Here is a 19574-nt window from a genome sequence, read left to right as displayed (position 1 = left end):
GTTAAGGCATTTTTTGTTTGTCTTGAAATGGATGGTTTCCCAGTGTAATAGGCATCAACGTTCCGGGTCAAGGCGTTTTTCGTTTTCGTTGAAAACGCGCCTGCACTTTGTTGCGCTTCCGGTCGCGGTGCAGCAAAAAACCGCCGAGAAACGCCAGCCCAGCGGCAAACAGCGCGAGCCCGGCGAGAAATTGCAGCCATAAGGCAGAAAACAGCGGCCCGTTGATGCCAAACAACGCATCGCGCATCCATTTGATGCCAAGCGCCGCTCCAAGCCCGGGAATGACTAAAATCAACAGCGCAATCATTCGCCCCATCGCGATCGCGTTCCTTTCCGAAAAGAGTAGCCTTATCGACTATCATAGCGGTTATTGGGCGTTTGTCAAGGAAAGAGCAAATCAAGTATGATAAAAGTGTCTGCAAAAATTGGCATACTATAAAGTGTGGTGAATGGACATGAAAAAAGTGATGATCATTGGGGCTGACTCGCGCGGAATGTCGCTTTTGAAGCTGCTTCACGGGGCGTCGGGATTTGACGTTGTGGCGGTTGTTGACGTCGATGAACAAGCTCCGGGGGTGCAACTGGCGCAAAAATGGGGCATCGCTGCTGCGAGCGACTGGCGTCCATGGATGGCCGAGCCGCTTGATTTGATCATTGAAACGACGGGCAGGGCGGATGTCCTTGAGGAAATCCGTCGATTGGCGCCAGAGGGAGCCAATATTGTCCCAAGTGCAGTCGCGCAGATGATGGCCGAGCTCGTTGAAGAAAAAGAAGCGCTCATCGCCAAATTGAAAAGCGAAGCGGCTCGGCGCGCGCTCATCTTTCATTCGTCCCACGATGGCATGATTGTCGTTGATGAATATGGTTACATTACCGATATGAATCAAAGCGCGGCGGAGCTGCTTGAAGTCGATAAAGACAAAGTGATCGGCAAGCATATTTTGACCGTTCTGCCGTCAAGCGGCTTGCCGCGCGTGCTCGAAACGAGGCAGACGGAGTTTCATCAAGAAGTGGAGCTGGCCAATGGAAAAAAATTGATCACCACCCGCATCCCGATCATCGATGACAATGGCAAACTGTTTGGGGCGCTCGCGGTATTCAAGGACATCACCGAGCTTCTCGCTTTGGCGGAAGAAATCACCGACTTAAAAGAAGTCCGCATGATGCTTGAAGCGATCATCCACTCGTCGGAAGAGGCAATTTCTGTCGTCGATGAAAATGGGAACGGTATTTTGATCAACCCGGCGTATACACGGCTCACCGGTTTGACAGAGGAAGACGTCATCGGCAAACCGGCGACCGCCGACATCGCCGAAGGGGAAAGCATGCATATGCAAGTATTGAAAACGCGCCGCCCGGTGCGCGGAGCGCGCATGAAAGTCGGCCCGAAAAACCGGGATGTCATCGTCAATGTTGCGCCGATTATTGTTGATGGCGTATTGAAAGGGAGCGTCGGCGTCATTCATGATGTGTCAGAAATTCAGCGGCTGACGACTGAGCTCAATCGGGCGCGGCAAATCATCCGCACGCTCGAGGCGAAATATTCGTTTGCCGACATCGTCGGCGAGTCGGAAGAGATGAAGGTTGCCATCGAGCAGGCGAAGCTGGCGGCGAAAACACCGGCGACGATTTTGCTGCGGGGGGAATCAGGGACGGGCAAGGAGCTGTTCGCCCACGCCATTCACAACGCGAGCGACCGAAAGTATAACAAGTTTATCCGCGTCAATTGCGCGGCCATTCCGGAAACATTATTGGAAAGCGAACTGTTTGGCTATGAGGAAGGAGCGTTTTCCGGCGCGCGGCGCGGAGGCAAGCGAGGGCTGTTTGAAGAAGCAAACAACGGAAGCATTTTCCTTGACGAAATCGGCGAACTGTCGGCCAGCACGCAGGCGAAGCTGCTCCGCGTCTTGCAGGAGCGGGAGATCGTCCGCGTCGGCGGGACGAAGCCGATCCCGATCAACGTCCGCGTCATCGCCGCCACGAACGTCAACCTTGAAAAAGCGATTGCCGAAGGCGCCTTTCGCGAAGACTTATACTATCGGCTCAATCGGATGCCGATTTATATTCCGCCGCTGCGCGCCCGCAAGGAAGACATTCCAGCTCTTTGCCGGCGTTTGATCCAGAAACTGAACCAAGATTACGGGCGCAACGTCGAAGGTGTCACGGATGAAGCGATGGCGAAGCTTCTTGCCTATGATTGGCCGGGAAATGTCCGCGAGCTCGAAAATGTGCTCGGGCGGGCGATGATTTTCATGAAATTTCATGAAGTGATGATCGATGCGACGCATTTGCCGCCGCTCGCTTCGCCTTCGTCAGTGCCGGCTCATCGAGTGGAAACGGAAGAGGAGATTCGGCCGCTTGAGGAAATGGTGAGCCGATACGAAGCGAGCTTGATTGAGCAGGCGCTTCGCCGCCATCGAGGCAATAAAACAGCGGCGGCCCGGGCGCTTGGCATTTCGGTGCGCAATTTATATTACAAGCTGGAGAAATACGGGCTTGACAAAAATATCATGCAATAATTTGCGCGGAGTGAAGAATATTGCACATATCTGTTTGCGAAGGTAGTGTGTTTTAAAGCGCTTTCAGTCATTTTTGGTTGGCACAGTTTTTGCATAAAAAGACTGTGCCGCACGATTTGCAGAAAAGGTTGGTGCAGATGATGAAGCTTGAATCGTTAGTGCAAGAAGCAAGACAATGCCAGGACCGGACGGTGGCCGTGGCGGCGGCGGAAGATGAAGAAGTGATTGAAGCGGTGGCGATGGCGCTCGAACACCGTCTCGGACGCTTTGTGCTTTATGGCGATCGGGAGCGGCTCGGACGGCTGTTGAAGGAAAAAGGATGCGCCCGCTTTTCCGACGTCGATGTCGTTCATGCGAATTCGATCGGGCAAGCCGCAGAGCTTGCCGTGCGCGCCGTTCATTTGAATGAAGCAGATGCCTTAATGAAAGGGCACGTACCGACGGCAACCTTGCTGAAAGCCGTTTTGAACAAAGAATACGGGCTGCGCACAGGAAAGGTGTTGTCCCATGTCGCTGTTTTTGAGGTGCCGGAGTTTGACCGATTTGTCATCGTCACCGACGCGGCGATGAACATCGCTCCGGATTTGGAGCAAAAGGTGCAAATTGTCAACAACGCCGTCAGCATCGCGCGCTCCATCGGCATCGAGCGCCCGAAAGTCGCGGCGCTGGCGGCGGTGGAGACGGTCAATCCGGCCATGCCGGCAACACTTGATGCAGCGGCGCTCGCAATGATGCAAAAGCGGGGGCAAATCGAACATTGCCTCGTTGACGGACCGCTTGCGTTGGACAACGCGGTGTCGCTGGCGGCGGCGAAGCATAAGCGGATTGAAAGCGAAGTGGCTGGACAGGCTGATATTTTGCTTGTGCCGGACATTGAATCCGGCAACATGCTGTATAAGTCGCTCGTCTATTTTGCGAACGCACGCGTCGGCGCAGTCATCGCTGGGGCGAAGGCGCCGATCGTGTTGACGTCGCGCGCCGACTCGGCGGAAAGCAAACTGTATTCGTTGGCGCTTGCTATTTGTTCGGCAGCAAAATGAAATAGATGAAGGAGGCCATCAGTGATGGAACTGTTTCAATATATGGAAAAATATGATTATGAGCAAGTGTTGTTTTGCCAAGACAAAGAATCCGGATTGAAGGCGATCATTGTCATTCATGACACGACGCTCGGCCCGGCGCTCGGCGGGACGCGCATGTGGATGTACAATTCGGAAGAAGAGGCGCTTGAAGACGCCCTGCGCCTCGCCCGCGGCATGACGTACAAAAACGCGGCCGCCGGCCTTAATTTAGGCGGGGGCAAGACGGTCATCATCGGCGATCCGCGCAAAGATAAAAACGAGGCGATGTTCCGCGCGTTCGGCCGGTTCATTCAAGGGCTGAACGGCCGCTACATCACGGCGGAAGACGTCGGCACGACCGTTGCCGATATGGACATCATCTATCAGGAAACGGACTATGTCACCGGGATTTCGCCGGAATTCGGCTCATCCGGCAACCCGTCGCCGGCCACGGCTTACGGCGTATATCGCGGGATGAAAGCGGCGGCGAAGGAAGCGTTTGGAAGCGATTCGCTTGAAGGAAAAGTTGTCGCCGTCCAAGGGGTTGGCAATGTCGCCTACCATTTATGCCGCCATTTGCACGAAGAAGGAGCGAAACTCATCGTTACCGACATCAACAAGGAAGCGGTGGCGCGCGCGGTCGAGGAATTTGGGGCGAAAGCGGTCGACCCGAACGACATTTACGGCGTGGAGTGCGACATTTTTGCTCCATGCGCGCTCGGCGGCATCATCAACGACCAAACGATTCCACAGCTGAAAGCGAAAGTGATCGCCGGCTCGGCGAACAACCAGCTGAAAGAGCCGCGCCATGGCGACATGATCCATGAAATGGGCATCGTCTATGCACCAGATTATGTGATCAACGCCGGCGGCGTCATCAACGTCGCCGATGAGCTGTACGGCTACAACCGTGAACGGGCGATGAAAAAAATCGAGCAAATTTATGACAACATCGAAAAAGTGTTTGCCATCGCCAAGCGTGACAACATTCCAACGTATGTGGCCGCTGACCGGATGGCCGAAGAACGAATTGAAACGATGCGCAAAGCGCGCAGCCAATTTTTGCAAAACGGCCATCATATTTTAAGCCGCTGCCGCGCCCGCTAATAGCGGCGAGGGGCGGCCTTCCGCCCCGCCGGCGGATGATGGAGGGACAGCAACGATGGAAGAGCAGAAGTTTCGCATTTTAACGATCAATCCAGGCTCGACTTCAACGAAGATCGGCGTCTTTGAAAACGAACGGCCATTGCTCGAAAAAACGATCCGCCATGAGGCGGACGTGCTTCGGCAATATAAAACGATCGTGGACCAGTATGAGTTTCGCAAGCAAACGATTTTGCAAGCACTGGATGAAGAAGGGATCAATTTATCGAAGTTGAGCGCCGTCTGCGGCCGCGGGGGGCTTCTCCGTCCAATCGAAGGCGGCACGTATCGCGTCAATGAGGCGATGCTTGAAGATTTGCGGCGCGGATATTCCGGCCAGCACGCGTCCAACCTCGGCGGTATTTTGGCGCATGAGATCGCCTCGGCCTTAAACATCCCATCGTTTATCGTCGATCCGGTCGTTGTCGATGAACTTGATCCAATCGCCCGGATCAGCGGATTTCCGCTCATTGAGCGGCGCAGCATTTTCCATGCTTTAAACCAAAAGGCGGTCGCGCGCCGCGTCGCCAAGCAGCTTGGGAAACGGTATGACGAACTGAACTTGATCGTCGCCCATATGGGCGGCGGCATCACGGTCGGCGCCCACAAGCAAGGAAGGGTCGTCGATGTCAACAACGGCCTTGACGGCGAAGGCCCGTTCAGCCCGGAGCGCGCCGGGACGGTGCCAGCGGGCGATTTGGTTGCTTTATGCTTCTCTGGTGAATATTACCGCGAAGAGATCATGAACATGCTCGTCGGCGGCGGCGGCCTTGTCGGTTATCTTGGCACGAATGATGCGGTGAAAGTCGAGAACATGATCGAAGCCGGCGATGAAAAGGCCAAGCTCGTGTATGAGGCGATGGCGTACCAAGTGGCGAAAGAAATCGGTGCGGCAAGCGCCGTGCTTTCCGGCAAAGTCGACGCCATCATTTTGACCGGCGGACTGGCGTATGGCAAATCGTTTGTCGAACAGATCACTCGCCGCGTGCAATGGATCGCCGATGTCATCGTCCATCCGGGCGAAAACGAACTGCAGGCGCTCGCTGAAGGCGCGCTTCGCGTCCTGCGCGGCGAAGAAGAGGGAAAAGTGTATCCAGGCAAGGCCGTTTCGCCGGTTCCAGCCCGGCGCTGATGCGGCAACGGACAGAAAGGAGAAGGCAAGATGGCAAAAGAATACGATGTCGTCATTCTCGGCGGAGGAACGGGTGGCTATGTGGCCGCCATTCGCGCCTCGCAGCTCGGGTTGAAAACGGCCGTTGTGGAAAAAGGGAAGCTCGGCGGCACGTGCCTGCACGCTGGCTGCATTCCGTCCAAAGCGCTGCTTCGCAGTGCCGAAGTGTACGCACAAACGAAAAACGGCGAGGCATTTGGCGTCATCGCCGACGGCGTGCGCCTTGATTTTGCCAAAGTGCAGGCGCGCAAAGCGGCGATTGTTGAGCAGCTCCACAAAGGCGTGCAGCATTTGATGAAAAAAGGGAAAATCGATGTGTACGCCGGCACCGGCCGCCTGCTCGGCCCGTCGATCTTTTCCCCGCTGCCGGGGACGGTGTCGGTCGAAATGAACGACGGCAGCGAAAACGAAATGCTCGTCCCGAAATTCGTCGTCATCGCCACCGGTTCGCGCCCGCGCACGCTGCCGGGGCTCGAGCCGGACGGCGAATTCGTGATGACGTCCGATGAGGCGCTGCAAATGGTGACGCTCCCCTCGTCCATCTTGATCGTCGGCGGCGGTGTGATCGGCATGGAATGGGCGTCCATGCTCAATGATTTCGGCGTTGACGTGACGGTGCTCGAATATGCCGATCGCATTTTGCCGACAGAAGATGAAGACGTGTCAAAAGAAATGGAAAAACTGCTTCGCCGCCGCGGTGTCAACATCGTCACGGGAGCGCGGGTGCTCGCGGAAACGCTCGAAAAAGGAAACGGCGTCACAATCCAAGCGGAGCATCAAGGCGAGCGGAAAACGTTTGCGGCTGACAAGATGCTCGTTTCCGTCGGGCGTCAGGCGAACATTGAAGGGATTGGCCTTGAGAACACCGACATCGTCATTGAAAAGGGATATATTCAAACGAACGAGTTCGGCCAAACGAAAGAAGCGCACATTTACGCGATCGGCGATGTGATCGGCGGTCTGCAGCTCGCCCATGTCGCCGCCCATGAAGGGATCGTCGCCATTGAACATTTAGCCGGGCATAACCCGGCGCCGATTGACTACACGATGGTGCCCCGCTGCATTTACACCCGTCCGGAAGCGGCGGCGGTTGGCTTAACCGAACAAGAGGCGAAAGCGAAAGGCTATGATGTCAAGGTCGGCAAATTTCCGTTTAAAGCCATTGGCAAGGCGCTTGTGTTCGGTGAGGCGGAAGGGTTTGTGAAGCTCATCGCCGACCGGAACACGGACGATCTGCTTGGCGTCCATATGGTCGGGCCGCACGTAACCGATTTGATTTCCGAAGCCGGTCTCGCCCGCGTGCTTGATGCGGCTCCTTGGGAAATCGCCCATGCGATCCACCCGCATCCGACGCTGTCAGAGGCCATGGCGGAAGCGGCGCTGGCGGTCGATGGCAAAGCGATTCATTTTTAACCGATTTCGCCGTATGCGCGCGGCGCGTGATCATTGGTTGACTATGTGAATCTAAGGGAGGTTGTTGCGATGGCGCAAAACCGTCATCAGGCGCTTGGATTAAGCGATGACACGGTGTTGGAAATGTATGAAACAATGCTTCTCGCCCGCAAGCTCGATGAACGGATGTGGCTGCTAAACCGCGCGGGGAAAATTCCGTTCGTCATCTCATGCCAAGGGCAGGAGGCGGCGCAAGTCGGCGCGGCGTTTGCCCTCGACCGGACGAAAGACTATGTCTTGCCGTATTACCGCGATGTGGGCGTTGTCCTGACGTTTGGCATGACGCCGAGAGAATTGATGTTGGCGGCGTTTGCCAAGGCGGAAGACCCGAACTCGGGTGGCCGGCAAATGCCTGGCCATTTCGGGCAAAAGAAAAATCGGATCGTCACCGGTTCATCGCCTGTGACGACGCAAGTGCCGCACGCGGTCGGCTTTGCGCTGGCGGCGAAAATGGAAAAGAAAGATTTCGTCGCCTTCGTCACCTTTGGCGAAGGGTCGTCGAACCAAGGCGATTTCCACGAAGGGGCAAACTTTGCCGGCGTTCATAAACTCCCAGTCATCTTTATGTGCGAAAACAACAAATACGCCATTTCCGTACCGATTTCGAAACAACTCGCGTGCGAAAAGGTGTCGGACCGCGCCATCGGCTATGGCATGCCGGGCTATACGGTCGACGGCACCGATCCGCTTGAAGTGTACCGCGTCGTGAAAGAAGCGGCCGACCGCGCCCGCCGCGGCGAAGGGCCGACGCTCATCGAGGCGGTGACATACCGGCTGACGTCGCACTCGTCGGACGACGACCACCGCGTCTACCGGACGGAAGAAGAGCTCGCCGAAGCGCGCGCCAAAGACCCGATCGTGTCGTTTGCCAACTATTTGAAAGAAACCGGCGTTTTGACCGATGAACAAGATGAAGAAATTCAAGCGCGCGTCATGAAAGAAGTGAACGAAGCGACCGACTATGCGGAGAAGGCTCCGTACGCCGAGCCGGAGCATGCGCTTCGCTACGTGTATGCCGAGGAGTAAGGGGGAATCGACGATGCCTGTTATTTCCTATATTGATGCCGTCACGATGGCGATTCGCGAAGAAATGGAACGAGACCCGCGCGTGTTTGTGTTAGGAGAAGACGTCGGCCGAAAAGGCGGAGTGTTCAAAGCGACGCAAGGATTGTACGAGCAGTTCGGCGAAGAGCGCGTCATCGACACGCCGCTTTCCGAGTCGGCGATCGTCGGCGTCGGCATCGGCGCGGCGATGTACGGCCTGCGCCCGATTGCCGAAATTCAGTTTGCCGATTTTATCATGCCAGCGGTCAACCAAATCATTTCGGAAGCGGCGCGCATCCGCTACCGCTCGAACAACGACTGGAACTGCCCGATCGTCATCCGTGCCCCGTACGGCGGCGGCGTTCACGGCGCTTTGTACCATTCGCAGTCCGTCGAAGCGATTTTCGCCAACCAGCCTGGGTTAAAAATCGTCATGCCGTCGACGCCATACGATGTGAAAGGGCTGCTGAAAGCGGCGATTCGCGACGAAGACCCAGTGCTCTTTTTCGAGCATAAACGCGCCTACCGCCTCATTAAAGGGGAAGTGCCGGAGGACGACTACGTGCTTCCGATCGGCAAGGCGGACGTCAAGCGTGAAGGCGATGACATCACCGTCATCACGTATGGGCTGTGCGTCCATTTTGCCTTGCAGGCGGCCGAGCGCGTCGCCCAAGACGGCATTTCCGTTCACCTGTTGGATTTGCGCACCGTCTATCCGCTTGACAAAGAAGCGATCATCGAAGCGGCGAGCAAAACAGGAAAAGTGCTGCTCATTACGGAAGACAACAAAGAAGGCAGCGTCATGAGCGAAGTCGCCGCCATTATCGCCGAGCATTGTTTGTTTGATCTCGATGCGCCGATTATGCGCCTCGCCGGCCCGGACGTTCCGGCCATGCCGTATGCGCCGACGATGGAAAAATTCTTTATGATCAATCCAGAAAAAGTCGAAAAAGCGATGCGCGAATTAGCGGCGTTTTGAGGCGAAGACATTGCAGCCAAGATAGGAGGGTATCGATGTGGCCATCGAACAATTGACGATGCCTCAGCTTGGGGAAAGCGTCACGGAAGGCACGATCAGCAAATGGCTCGTTTCCCCGGGCGACAAAGTGAACAAATACGACCCGATCGCTGAAGTCATCACCGATAAAGTGAGCGCGGAAATTCCGTCGTCGTTTGCCGGCGTCATTCGCGAGCTGATCGCCAAAGAAGGGGAGACGCTCCCAGTCGCGCGCCGATTTGCACGATCGAAGTCGAAGGCGCTGCACCGGCTCCGGAAGCGAAGCCGGCGGATGAAGCGCCGAAAGCAGAAGACAACGCGGAACCAGCCGCTCCGAAACAGACCGGCCGGGCAAACAACGGCCGCTATTCGCCGGCCGTGCTCCGCCTTGCCCAAGAACATGGCATTGACCTTGAACAAGTGAAAGGCACCGGCCTTGGCGGGCGGGTGACGCGCAAAGATTTGCTGAAGCTCATTGAGTCTGGACAAATTCCGAAAGCGGGAGAGGCACCGGCGGCGGAACAAGCGGCGCCAAAAGCGGAACCGAGAACGGAGCAGCCGGCCCCGGCCGCCGCGGCGGCTCAACCGTCTGCCGCTGCCGCGCCAACTGCGCCGCAAGCAGCGCCGGTCAAACTAGCGGCCCCGAACGTCGAAGCCGGAGCGGGCGACATCGAAATTCCGGTCACCCCGGTGCGCAGAGCGATCGCCGCGAACATGCTCCGCAGCAAACACGAAGCGCCGCACGCGTGGACGATGGTCGAAGTCGACGTCACCGACCTGGTCGCCTACCGCGATGCGATCAAAGACGAGTTCAAGCGGCGTGAAGGCTTCAATTTGACGTATTTCGCCTTCTTCGTCAAGGCGGTCGCCCAAGCGCTGAAAGAATTTCCACAGCTGAACTCGACGTGGGCGGGCGATAAGATCATTCAGCGCAAAGACATCAACATCTCGATCGCCGTCGCGACCGATGACGCCTTGTTCGTGCCCGTCATCAAGCACGCCGATGAGAAAACGATCAAAGGCATCGCCCGCGAAATCGCCGAACTGGCGGCGAAAACGCGCGCCGGCAAACTGCGCCCGGAAGACATGCAGGGCGGCACGTTCACCGTCAACAACACCGGCGCGTTCGGCTCGGTGCAGTCGATGGGCATTATCAACTACCCGCAAGCGGCCATTTTGCAAGTGGAAACGATCGTCAAACGCCCGGTCGTGAAAGACGGCATGATCGCCATCCGCGACATGGTCAACTTATGCTTGTCGCTTGACCACCGCGTCTTGGACGGCCTCATTTGTGGACGCTTCCTCGCCCGCGTCAAAGCGATTTTGGAAAACATGAACAAAGACAACACGCCGATTTATTAACGATTCCCCCATCGCCATCGGTTGGCGGTGGGGGTTTTTGTGTGGCGCGATTTCAAACTTCTTTCACAAATGTGAGGTATAATGAGGGCGGAAACAAACGTGCGAAGGAGAAAAACAAGATGAAACGAGCGAGCGTGTGGATGCTGTTGTGCTGGTTCTTTCTGCTAAGCGGCTGCGTCCATCCGTCGTTTCCCCCGGTGGCCGATTCGCTTTCCGTCGTCATCAGCCTCGATGTCAAAGCGGGAACGGTCACCTTTTTGAACGCGAAAAATGGCAGCAAAATCGCCCGTTGGAACATCAATGAACCGTTTCAAGGCGGGGCGTTGAGCCCAGACGGCCGGACGCTTCTTTTGTACGGACGGGAGCTTGACGGCGTATATCGGTATGATTTGGCGACGGGAAAGCCGCTTTCAGAGTGGAAAACGGGAAGCGGCATCGTCAGCGCGGCCCCGTCCCCGGATGGCCGTACGTGGTTTTTCGGCGACAGCGAACATCACGCGGTGCGCGTTGTGAGCCGGGGCGGAAAAGAGATCGCCCGCCTTTTGGTCGGACGCTCCCCGATGACGCTGCTTGTCAATCGCCAAGGAACGGAGATGTATGCCATCGACTTTCAAGACGGCCGCGCTTTTGTCATTGATCCGAGGCGCCTTCGTGTCATTCGCTCATTTTCGGTGCCGAAGATGGCGTTAGGTGGATTGATGCGCGAGCAGCAAGGGGAATTGTGGGTCGGCGGACATGGAAGCGGAAGCAAGGTGGAGACCAATATCCATGTCTATTCACTTCGAGACGGCCGCTTGTTGCGGACGGTTGCTGCGCCGGTCATGCCGGTCGATTTCGTCGAAACGGGCCGCGGCGTGTTTGTGCTAAGCCACGGTTCGAACACGGTCTATCAATTTTCGCCAAGCGGGAAGCGGCTCGGCTCCATCTCTGTCGGCGCCAATCCATTTGCGATGGAAGCGGCGTTGGGCCGTTTGTATATCGCGAGCTATGACAGCGATGAAATTATCGTGGTCGATGAGGCGACGTTGCGTCCGCTTGTCCGTTGGAAAACAGGGGATGGCCCGCTGCAGCTATTCATTCGGGAGGGACGAACATGAGCGAACGAACCGTTTTAATCGTCGATGATGAAGAAGAAATGCGCCTGCTCGTTGGCATGTATTTGGAAAACGCCGGCTTTCGCTGCCTCGAAGCAGGGGACGGGGAAGAAGCGCTGGTGCTGCTTTCGCAACATCCGGTTGATGCCGTGCTGTTGGACGTCATGATGCCAAAACAGGACGGATTCGCCGTCTGCGCCCGCATCCGCGAGCAGTCGGACGTGCCGATTTTGTTTTTGACCGCGCTTGGCGAAGAATGGGACAAAGTGAAAGGATTGAAGCTGGGAGGCGACGATTACATCGTCAAACCGTTCAGCCCGGGAGAGCTCATCGCCCGCCTTGAGGCGGTGCTGCGCCGGGTGCAGCGCGTCCGCGAGCACGACGGACGGCTGCAATTTGGCGACCTTGCCATCGACGAAAAAGGCCGAACCGTGACCGTTGGCGGCAAACCGGTGAAATTGACGTTGAAAGAGTTTGAGCTGTTGCTGTTTTTGGCGAAGCACCGCGGTCAGGTGTTCAGCCGCGACAACTTGCTCGTCAAAGTGTGGGGATATGATTATACAGGAAACGCCCGCACGGTCGATACGCATGTGAAAACGCTGCGCATGAAGCTGAAAGACGCCGCTCGCCATATCCAAACCGTCTGGGGCATCGGCTACAAGTTTGAGGGATGAACATGAAACGGCTTCGGTTAGGACAAAAACTATGGCTGTCGATCGGCGCCGCGGTCGTGGTGACGCTGGCGTTTTCTTTTGGTCTTCTCAATTATTTTTACCGGACGGTGTACATGAAAGAAGTTGAGCGAACGTTGATCGCGGAAGGGACGAGCCTCGCCCGCGACTATCGCGGCGGGGCGGTGACGGAGGCATATCGCCGTCAAATCGAATGGTATGACGAAAAATCAACGGCCACGATCTTGTTGATTGACAACCCGCGCGAACTGAGCGCCTGCTTTCCGTTTCCGGTCCACTATGACGCGTTAGTCAGCGGCCGCGACCGGGAAACATTGTTAGCCGGGAAGCCTGTTGTCAAAACGGGATACGAAAAGCGGTTCGGCCGCCGCGTGATGGCGGTCGTCGTTCCGCTTTTGGACGGCAAGCGGCTTGAAGGAGCGATTTACTTGTATTTGCCGTTAGCCGACGTTCAGGAAGCAACGAAGCGGGCGGCCGCCGCGTTTTGGCCGTTGGCCGCCATATTCGCCGCCGCGCTTTTGGTTGTCGGCCGACGGATGGTGCGGCAGATGACCGAGCCGCTGCAGGCGATGGAACAAGCGGCAGAACGCATGGCGGAAGGACGCTACGAAGCGGACATCCCCGTGCGGAGCGATGATGAAATCGGCCGCCTGGCGGAGGCGTTCAACCAAATGGCGGACGCCATTGCCAAAGAAGACGAGCGGAAGCGCGAGTTTTTAGCGAACGTCTCGCATGAGCTGCGCACGCCGCTCAGCTATATGAAAGGATACAGCGAAGCGCTCCTTGCTGGCCTCGCGAAAACGAAGGAAGAAGAAAAGGCGTACCTTCGCCTCATCCACCGCGAAACGGAGCGGATGGAGCGGCTGGTGCGCGATCTTCTTGACCTGGCGCGCCTTGAAGGGCAAAGCGTGCCGCTCGAGCGCGAGCCGGTGGCGTTCGCCCAAGTGATCGAAGATGTCATCGCCACGTACGAACCGATCGCCGCGCAAAAGCGGATCGAGCTGGCGTGCGAGTTGGACTATGACATCATCGTCAACGGCGACGCCGACCGGCTCGAACAAGTCGTGCGCAACTTGCTTGACAACGCCATCCGCTACACCCCAGAAGGCGGTGTGGTGACGGTGCGGCTTTCCCGCTTGTCGGAAGCGGAAGGCGAGCTTGTCGTCCAAGATACGGGCAAAGGCATTCCAAAAGACCAGCTCCCGTTTCTCGGCCAGCGCTTTTTCCGCGTCGATCGCGCCCGCACTCGCAAAGAAGGCGGCACCGGCTTGGGGCTTGCCATCGTCAAACAAATCGTCTCTCTTCATGATGGCTCGATTCGGTTCGACAGCGACCTTGGACGCGGGATGACCGTATTCGTCCGCCTGCCGCTCGTTCGGGAAGAGGAATAAACATCGTTCAAGACACAGGAATGGATGGTGTATAATCAATATAAAATTAGGAGGCAGGTGGAGGATATGGGTTCACCAGAAAAGGAACAGGCCCCTATGACGTACAAAGAGTATGCGACATGGCCGGAAGGAAAACGGTGCGAGGTGTTGGATGGGAACATCATCAGCATGGCGCCGTCGCCGACACCGGAACATCAATCCGTTTCGCTCCAACTTTCCATTGAATTCGGGATGCATCTTCGTGGGAAGGATTGCCGCGTGTTGGCCGCCCCGATCGATGTGTATCTTTTCGAAGATCATCGAAAGGGATGGATGGATGAAAACGTCCGAAACTGGGTATGCCCCGATCTTGTCGTCATCTGCGACCAAAACAAAATTCAAAAAAACCGCATTGTCGGGGCTCCGGATTTGGTCGTCGAGATCTTGTCCCCCGCCACGGCCAAAATCGACCGGATGGACAAACGGATCGCGTACGAGCGGGCCGGGGTGAAGGAATATTGGATCGTTGACCCGGCGAATCAAGTGGTGGAAGTGTATTTGCGCGGAAAAACAGGAAGATTGGAACTTCATGGAGTGTACAACCGGGATGACGCCGTTTTGGTTCATGTATTGAAGGATTTCGTGATCGATTTGCGAAACATTTTCCAATGAATAAATGGCAGTTGAGATTTTCGCTAAGCGGCGATTTGGAGGGGGACGAGGGAGCATCGTCCAAGAGAGCATGCAACAACGCCCTCTTCCTTTCATGTTTTTTCAGGGCTTCTTGGAGGATTTGTGAATCGTTGAGATGGTGTTGTTTCGCCAAGTCATCGAGCCATTTCGGGATCGTTCATGTTTTTTTGACCGCTTTGTTTTCCATTTCATGGCGAAATGGTGGCATCAGCAAGTTGTTTGCCTTTTTGTTCATTGCCCAAACGCGGCCGATGTACTACAATAAACATAGAAACCGTTTTTTCCCACACGAGGCGTCATCAGCGCTTCGTTCTGAGCAGACGGGTTCGAGAGGGAAAGGTGCGGCTTGAAAAGAAAGCGGTTTCTTATGTCTGGAAGGCAAAGGGGGATCGGAATGAGCGATGTCGCAAAGATGAAGGAAGCGGCGTTTCCGGCTCCGAGGGTGGAGGAGTGGGAGCGGGAAGCGGAAAAGTCGCTGAAAGGCAAGCCGCTCGAGCGGCTTGTATCGATGACGTACGAAAACATTGCGGTCAAACCGCTCTATACGCGCCGCGATGTGGAGGCGCTCGGCCCGCTTGAGCAGTACCCGGGCTTTGGCCGCTATGTGCGCGGGGCGCGGCCGGAAGGGTATCGGGGCGAGCCGTGGAAGGTGAGCCAGGAGATTTCGGCAGCGAGCCCGTCCGACTGGAACGAGGCAGTGAAGCACGACTTGGAGCGGGGGCAGACGGAAATCCATCTTGCCCTTGGTCGGCTGCCGTTTGCCGTCGAGTCGGTTGATGATGTGGCGGCGATGTTTGATGGCGTGCCGCTCGATCGCTATTCGCTCCGTGTGGACGCCGGGGCGCGGTCGCTTTCGTTTTTGGCGCTGCTTGTCGCTTATTTCAAGGAACGGGGAGTGCCGCTATCGAGCGTACGGGGCGCGATCGGCATGGATCCGCTCGGAGCGTGGGCGGAACAGGGGACGCTCCCGTGTTCGCTTTTGCGGCTGTATGATGAAATGGCGGAAGCAACGAAGTGGACGAAGGAACAGATGCCTGCCGTCCGCACGATTTTGGTGCGCGGCGAGCCGTACCATAACGGCGGGGCGAACGCCGTGCAGGAGCTGGCGTTTGCGCTGGCGGCGGCGGTCGAGTACATCCGCGCCGGGCTGGATCGGGGGCTGACGGTGGATGACATCGCGACACGGATGCAAGCGTCGTTTGCGGTTGGGGCGGACTTTTTTATGGAAATCGCGAAACTGCGGGCGGCGCGGCGCTTGTTTGCTCAAGTGATGGAGGCGTTTGGCGGCGGTGAATCAGCAAGGCGGATCGAGCTGCATGTGCGCACGTCGCCCTTTACGAAAACGGTGTACGACCCGTATGTGAACATGCTCCGAGCGGCGGCGGAAGCGTTTGCGGCCGTTGTCGGTGGCGCCGATGGCGTGCACGTGTCGCCGTTTGACGAGGCGATCGGACTCGCCGATGAGTTTTCTCGGCGCATCGCCCGCAACACGCAGCTCATTTTGCTCGAAGAGGCGCATGTGGCGAACGTCATCGATCCGGCAGGCGGCTCGTATTATGTGGAAACGTTGACCGCCAAGCTCGCCGAAGAAGCGTGGAAGCTGTTCCAGCGTGTGGAGGAAAAAGGCGGCATGGCGAAGGCGCTCGAAGACGGCTTCGTGCAGACGGAAGTGGAAGCGGTCGCCAAGCGGCGGCTGGATCGTGTCAAGACGCGGAAGGAAAGAATCGTTGGCACGAACGTGTACGCCAATTTGGAGGAAACGCCGGTCGAAAAACCGAAGCAAGACGCAGCGAACGTGGCGCCGCCGCTGAATGAAAAGCGGGTGGCCGAGATTCGCAGCGCGCTTGTCGGCGGAAAGTGGATGGAAGCGGCGATTCGTGCGGCCCGCCGTCGAGCAACCGCTCGGGAGATCGCAGCGGCGCTTGCTGACGGAAACGCGTCCATCCGCATTGCGCCGATTCACGCATGGCGCTTGGCCGAGCCGTTTGAGCAGCTGCGGAAGGCAGCCGAGGAGTATGCCGAACGCACGGGAAGCCGGCTTTCCGTTCACTTGATCAATATCGGGCCGCTTGTCCGCCATCAGGCGCGCGCCGATTTCATCGCCGGGCTGTTTGCGGCCGGCGGGGTGGCGGCTGAGCGGAGCGATGGCTTTGCCTCGGTCGCGGAAGCGGTCGAATGGGTGCAAAGCACGAGCGGGACGCATTATATCGTGTGCGGCGCCGATGACGATTACCCGGCGTTCGTTCCAGCGTTGGCTCGGGCGTTTAAGCAAGCCAAGCCGAACGCGAAGCTGTATGTCGCCGGAAAGCCGCCGGAAGAGCTTGAGAGAACGTACGCGGACGCGGGCGTGGACGGATCGATTCATCTCGGTTCGAACGCGTACGAGGTGATCGTGGCGTTTCTAACGGAAAGAGGGGTGGCGCTTGATGGCGAAGTACGTTGATTTTGCCAACATGACGCTTTCCGCCATAGCGGCCGATGTGGATGAGAAACAGTGGAGAGACGCGGTGGAGCGGCGCGTGCAAGCGTCGATCGATGAGCTGTTGTTTCAGACGAACGAACACATTGCGGTGAAGCCGCTTTATACAAAGGAAGACATCGATGGGCTTGATTTTCTTGATTCTATGCCCGGCTTGCCGCCGTACTTGCGCGGGCCGTACCCGACGATGTACGTCGTGCGGCCGTGGACGATCCGCCAATACGCCGGCTTTTCGACCGCCGAGGAGAGCAACGCCTTTTATCGGCGCAACTTGGCGATGGGGCAAAAAGGGTTGTCGGTCGCCTTTGACCTGGCCACCCATCGCGGCTATGACTCCGACCATCCGCGCGTCGTCGGCGACGTCGGCAAAGCAGGGGTGGCCATCGATTCGGTGCTCGATATGAAAATTTTGTTTGACGGCATCCCGCTCGACCAAATGTCGGTGTCGATGACGATGAACGGGGCGGTGCTCCCGATCATGGCGTTTTACATCGTCACCGCCGAAGAGCAGGGAGTGACGCAAGACAAACTGTCCGGCACGATTCAAAACGATATTTTGAAAGAATATATGGTGCGCAACACGTACATTTATCCGCCGGAGATGTCGATGCGCATCATCGCCGACATTTTCGCCTATACGGCCAAATACATGCCGAAGTTCAACAGCATCAGCATTTCCGGCTACCATATGCAGGAAGCCGGGGCGCCGGCCGATCTGGAGCTGGCGTACACGCTCGCCGACGGGCTTGAGTACGTGCGCACCGGCTTGAAAGCGGGCATTGACATCGACTCGTTCGCGCCGAGGCTGTCGTTTTTCTGGGCGATCGGCATGAACTACTTTATGGAAGTGGCGAAACTGCGGGCGGCGCGCCTCATGTGGGCGAAAATGATGAAAACGTTCAATCCGAAAAATCCGAAATCACTCGCTCTCAGGACGCATTCGCAAACGTCGGGTTGGAGCTTGACTGAGCAAGATCCGTTCAACAACGTCGTGCGCACGCTCATCGAGGCGCACGCGGCGGCGATGGGGCATACGCAGTCGCTCCATACGAACGCCTTGGATGAAGCGATCGCCTTGCCAACCGACTTCTCGGCGCGCATCGCCCGCAATACGCAGCTGTACTTGCAGGAAGAAACGGGCATTTGTCGGACGATCGACCCGTGGGCCGGTTCGTATTACGTCGAGACGTTGACGAACGAGTTGATGAAGCGGGCGTGGGCGCATATCGAAGAAATCGAAAGCTTAGGCGGGATGGCGAAAGCCATTGAAACCGGCATCCCGAAAATGCGCATCGAAGAAGCGGCGGCCCGCCGCCAAGCGCGCATCGATTCAGGAGCGGAAACGATCATCGGCGTCAATAAATACCGCCCGGAAAAAGAAGAGCCGATCGACATTTTGGAAGTCGACAACACCGCCGTGCGCCAGCGGCAAATCGAGCGGCTGAACGAGCTAAAGGCGACGCGCGACAACGAGCAGGTCGAAGCGGCGCTTGACGCCATCACGAAAGCGGCGGAAACGGGCGAGGGGAACTTGCTCGAGCTTGCTGTCCAAGCGGCGCGCGTCCGGGCGACGCTCGGGGAAATTTCGTATGCGATCGAAAAAGTGGCGAGCCGTCATCGCGCCGCCATCCGCTCGATCAGCGGCGTTTACAGCTCGGAATACAAAAACGAAGCGCAGCTGGAACGGGTGAAGCGACGGGTTGAGCAGTTCGCCGAACTCGAAGGACGCCGCCCGCGCATCTTGATCGCGAAAATGGGGCAGGACGGCCATGACCGCGGGGCGAAAGTCATCGCCACGGCGTTTGCCGATTTAGGATTTGACGTCGACATCGGCCCGCTCTTCCAGACGCCGGAAGAAACGGCGCGCCAGGCGGTCGAAAACGACGTGCACGCTGTCGGCATCAGCTCGCTCGCCGGCGGGCATAAAACGCTCGTGCCGCAGCTTGTGGCGGAGCTTGAAAAACTCGGCCGCGGCGACATTCTCGTTTTTGTCGGCGGCGTCATCCCGCCGCAAGACTACGCGTTTTTGTATGAGCACGGCGCCGCCGCCATCTTCGGGCCGGGAACCGTGATTCCGGAGTCAGCGGAAAAGGTGTTGGAGGAAATTTACGCCCGGCTTGGCTATGAGGAAGTGAACCAATGAACGGCGAAGAGAAACGGCGGGAACAGGAAAGCGGCCAGAGCGCAGCTTCAGACGGGCAGCCGCGGCGCCCGGAATGGGCGGACGACAATGGCTTGTCGTCGTACGTGCAAGCCGAGCGCCCGCCGGCGCCAAAGCGGGTCGTGAGACGGAAAGAGCGGTCGGTCGAAGAGTACGTCCAAGGGGTGCTCGCCGGCGACCGCACCATTTTGGCGCAGGCGATTACGCTTGTCGAAAGCAATGCGTCTAGGCATATGGATCTTGCCCAGCAAGTGCTCAATGAACTGCTTCCGCACGTCGGCCGCTCGATTCGCATCGGCGTCACCGGCGTGCCGGGGGCGGGAAAAAGCACGTTCA

At 57.4% G+C, this 19574-nt stretch carries 15 protein-coding genes and 3 pseudogenes; 16 read left to right on the top strand and 2 right to left on the bottom strand.

Annotated elements, in window-relative coordinates:
- Positions 1 to 67: 67 nt before the first annotated feature.
- Complete coding sequence (locus I656_RS12205) at positions 68 to 316, bottom strand: DUF2627 domain-containing protein (protein WP_011231866.1); 249 nt, start codon at positions 314 to 316, stop codon at positions 68 to 70.
- Between the two features lie 139 nt (positions 317 to 455).
- Here I656_RS12205 and I656_RS12210 point away from each other — a divergent pair, with 139 nt between their 5' ends.
- The 13 genes and pseudogenes from I656_RS12210 (at position 456) to I656_RS12260 (ending at position 14577) form a co-directional block, all read left to right on the top strand.
- On the top strand, positions 456 to 2519 hold the full coding sequence (locus I656_RS12210) for a sigma-54-dependent Fis family transcriptional regulator (protein WP_033004876.1): 2064 nt from the start codon (positions 456 to 458) through the stop codon (positions 2517 to 2519).
- Positions 2520 to 2659: 140 nt separating this feature from the next.
- The gene (gene yqiS / locus I656_RS12215) at positions 2660 to 3559 is read left to right on the top strand and encodes a phosphate butyryltransferase (protein WP_031206534.1); all 900 of its coding nucleotides are present in this window, start codon (positions 2660 to 2662) and stop codon (positions 3557 to 3559) included.
- A gap of 24 nt (positions 3560 to 3583) precedes the next feature.
- Positions 3584 to 4687 carry a leucine dehydrogenase gene (locus tag I656_RS12220; protein WP_033004866.1) on the top strand — a complete coding sequence of 368 codons (1104 nt, stop codon included), beginning with the start codon at positions 3584 to 3586 and terminating at the stop codon, positions 4685 to 4687.
- 55 nt (positions 4688 to 4742) lie between these two features.
- Positions 4743 to 5855, top strand: coding sequence for a butyrate kinase (buk, locus tag I656_RS12225; protein ID WP_020754113.1), 1113 nt, complete (start codon positions 4743 to 4745; stop codon positions 5853 to 5855).
- Positions 5856 to 5885: 30 nt separating this feature from the next.
- Positions 5886 to 7307: a dihydrolipoyl dehydrogenase gene (lpdA, locus tag I656_RS12230; RefSeq protein ID WP_020754112.1), complete on the top strand. Its 1422-nt coding sequence runs from the start codon at positions 5886 to 5888 to the stop codon at positions 7305 to 7307.
- A gap of 69 nt (positions 7308 to 7376) precedes the next feature.
- Positions 7377 to 8372, top strand: a complete 996-nt coding sequence (locus I656_RS12235) for a thiamine pyrophosphate-dependent dehydrogenase E1 component subunit alpha (RefSeq protein ID WP_015375359.1) — start codon at positions 7377 to 7379, stop codon at positions 8370 to 8372.
- A 13-nt stretch (positions 8373 to 8385) separates the two neighbouring features.
- Positions 8386 to 9369, top strand: a complete 984-nt coding sequence (locus I656_RS12240; RefSeq protein ID WP_011231859.1) for an alpha-ketoacid dehydrogenase subunit beta — start codon at positions 8386 to 8388, stop codon at positions 9367 to 9369.
- A gap of 58 nt (positions 9370 to 9427) precedes the next feature.
- A complete protein-coding gene (locus I656_RS19855; protein ID WP_369770199.1) occupies positions 9428 to 9811 on the top strand; it encodes a biotin/lipoyl-containing protein in 384 nt (127 codons plus the stop codon).
- Positions 9751 to 10749, top strand: a pseudogene (locus tag I656_RS0114850) (dihydrolipoamide acetyltransferase family protein); the annotation flags it as partial. The gene I656_RS19855 and the pseudogene I656_RS0114850, both read left to right, overlap by 61 nt.
- 119 nt (positions 10750 to 10868) lie before the next feature.
- Positions 10869 to 11846, top strand: coding sequence for a YncE family protein (locus I656_RS12245; RefSeq protein WP_033004865.1), 978 nt, complete (start codon positions 10869 to 10871; stop codon positions 11844 to 11846).
- Positions 11843 to 12517 carry a response regulator transcription factor gene (locus I656_RS12250; protein WP_033004863.1) on the top strand — a complete coding sequence of 225 codons (675 nt, stop codon included), beginning with the start codon at positions 11843 to 11845 and terminating at the stop codon, positions 12515 to 12517. The genes I656_RS12245 and I656_RS12250 overlap by 4 nt, the downstream gene beginning before the upstream one ends.
- Positions 12518 to 12519: 2 nt before the next feature.
- Complete coding sequence (locus tag I656_RS12255; RefSeq protein WP_015375355.1) at positions 12520 to 13926, top strand: cell wall metabolism sensor histidine kinase WalK; 1407 nt, start codon at positions 12520 to 12522, stop codon at positions 13924 to 13926.
- Positions 13927 to 13992: 66 nt separating this feature from the next.
- Complete coding sequence (locus tag I656_RS12260) at positions 13993 to 14577, top strand: Uma2 family endonuclease (RefSeq protein ID WP_015375354.1); 585 nt, start codon at positions 13993 to 13995, stop codon at positions 14575 to 14577.
- Between the two features lie 94 nt (positions 14578 to 14671).
- On the opposite strand, the pseudogene I656_RS18955 reads toward I656_RS12260, so the two are convergent.
- Positions 14672 to 14806, bottom strand: a pseudogene (locus tag I656_RS18955) (type II toxin-antitoxin system HicB family antitoxin); the annotation flags it as partial.
- A gap of 186 nt (positions 14807 to 14992) precedes the next feature.
- Here I656_RS18955 and I656_RS12265 point away from each other — a divergent pair.
- From I656_RS12265 to I656_RS12275, 3 genes and pseudogenes are all read left to right on the top strand, one after another.
- Entirely contained in the window at positions 14993 to 17041 is a 2049-nt protein-coding gene (locus I656_RS12265) for a methylmalonyl-CoA mutase family protein (RefSeq protein ID WP_033004859.1), read from the top strand.
- Complete coding sequence (gene scpA, locus I656_RS12270; protein ID WP_033004858.1) at positions 17025 to 19220, top strand: methylmalonyl-CoA mutase; 2196 nt, start codon at positions 17025 to 17027, stop codon at positions 19218 to 19220. Before I656_RS12265 ends, scpA begins: the two co-directional genes overlap by 17 nt.
- Positions 19217 to 19574 (top strand): annotated as a pseudogene (locus tag I656_RS12275) (methylmalonyl Co-A mutase-associated GTPase MeaB); the annotation flags it as partial. The gene scpA and the pseudogene I656_RS12275, both read left to right, overlap by 4 nt.

Source organism: Geobacillus sp. WSUCF1 (genome assembly GCF_000422025.1).
GTDB classification, from domain to species: domain Bacteria; phylum Bacillota; class Bacilli; order Bacillales; family Anoxybacillaceae; genus Geobacillus; species Geobacillus zalihae.
The sequence above is the reverse complement of the archived record's forward strand: the minus strand, read 5'-3'. Positions and strand labels throughout refer to the sequence as shown.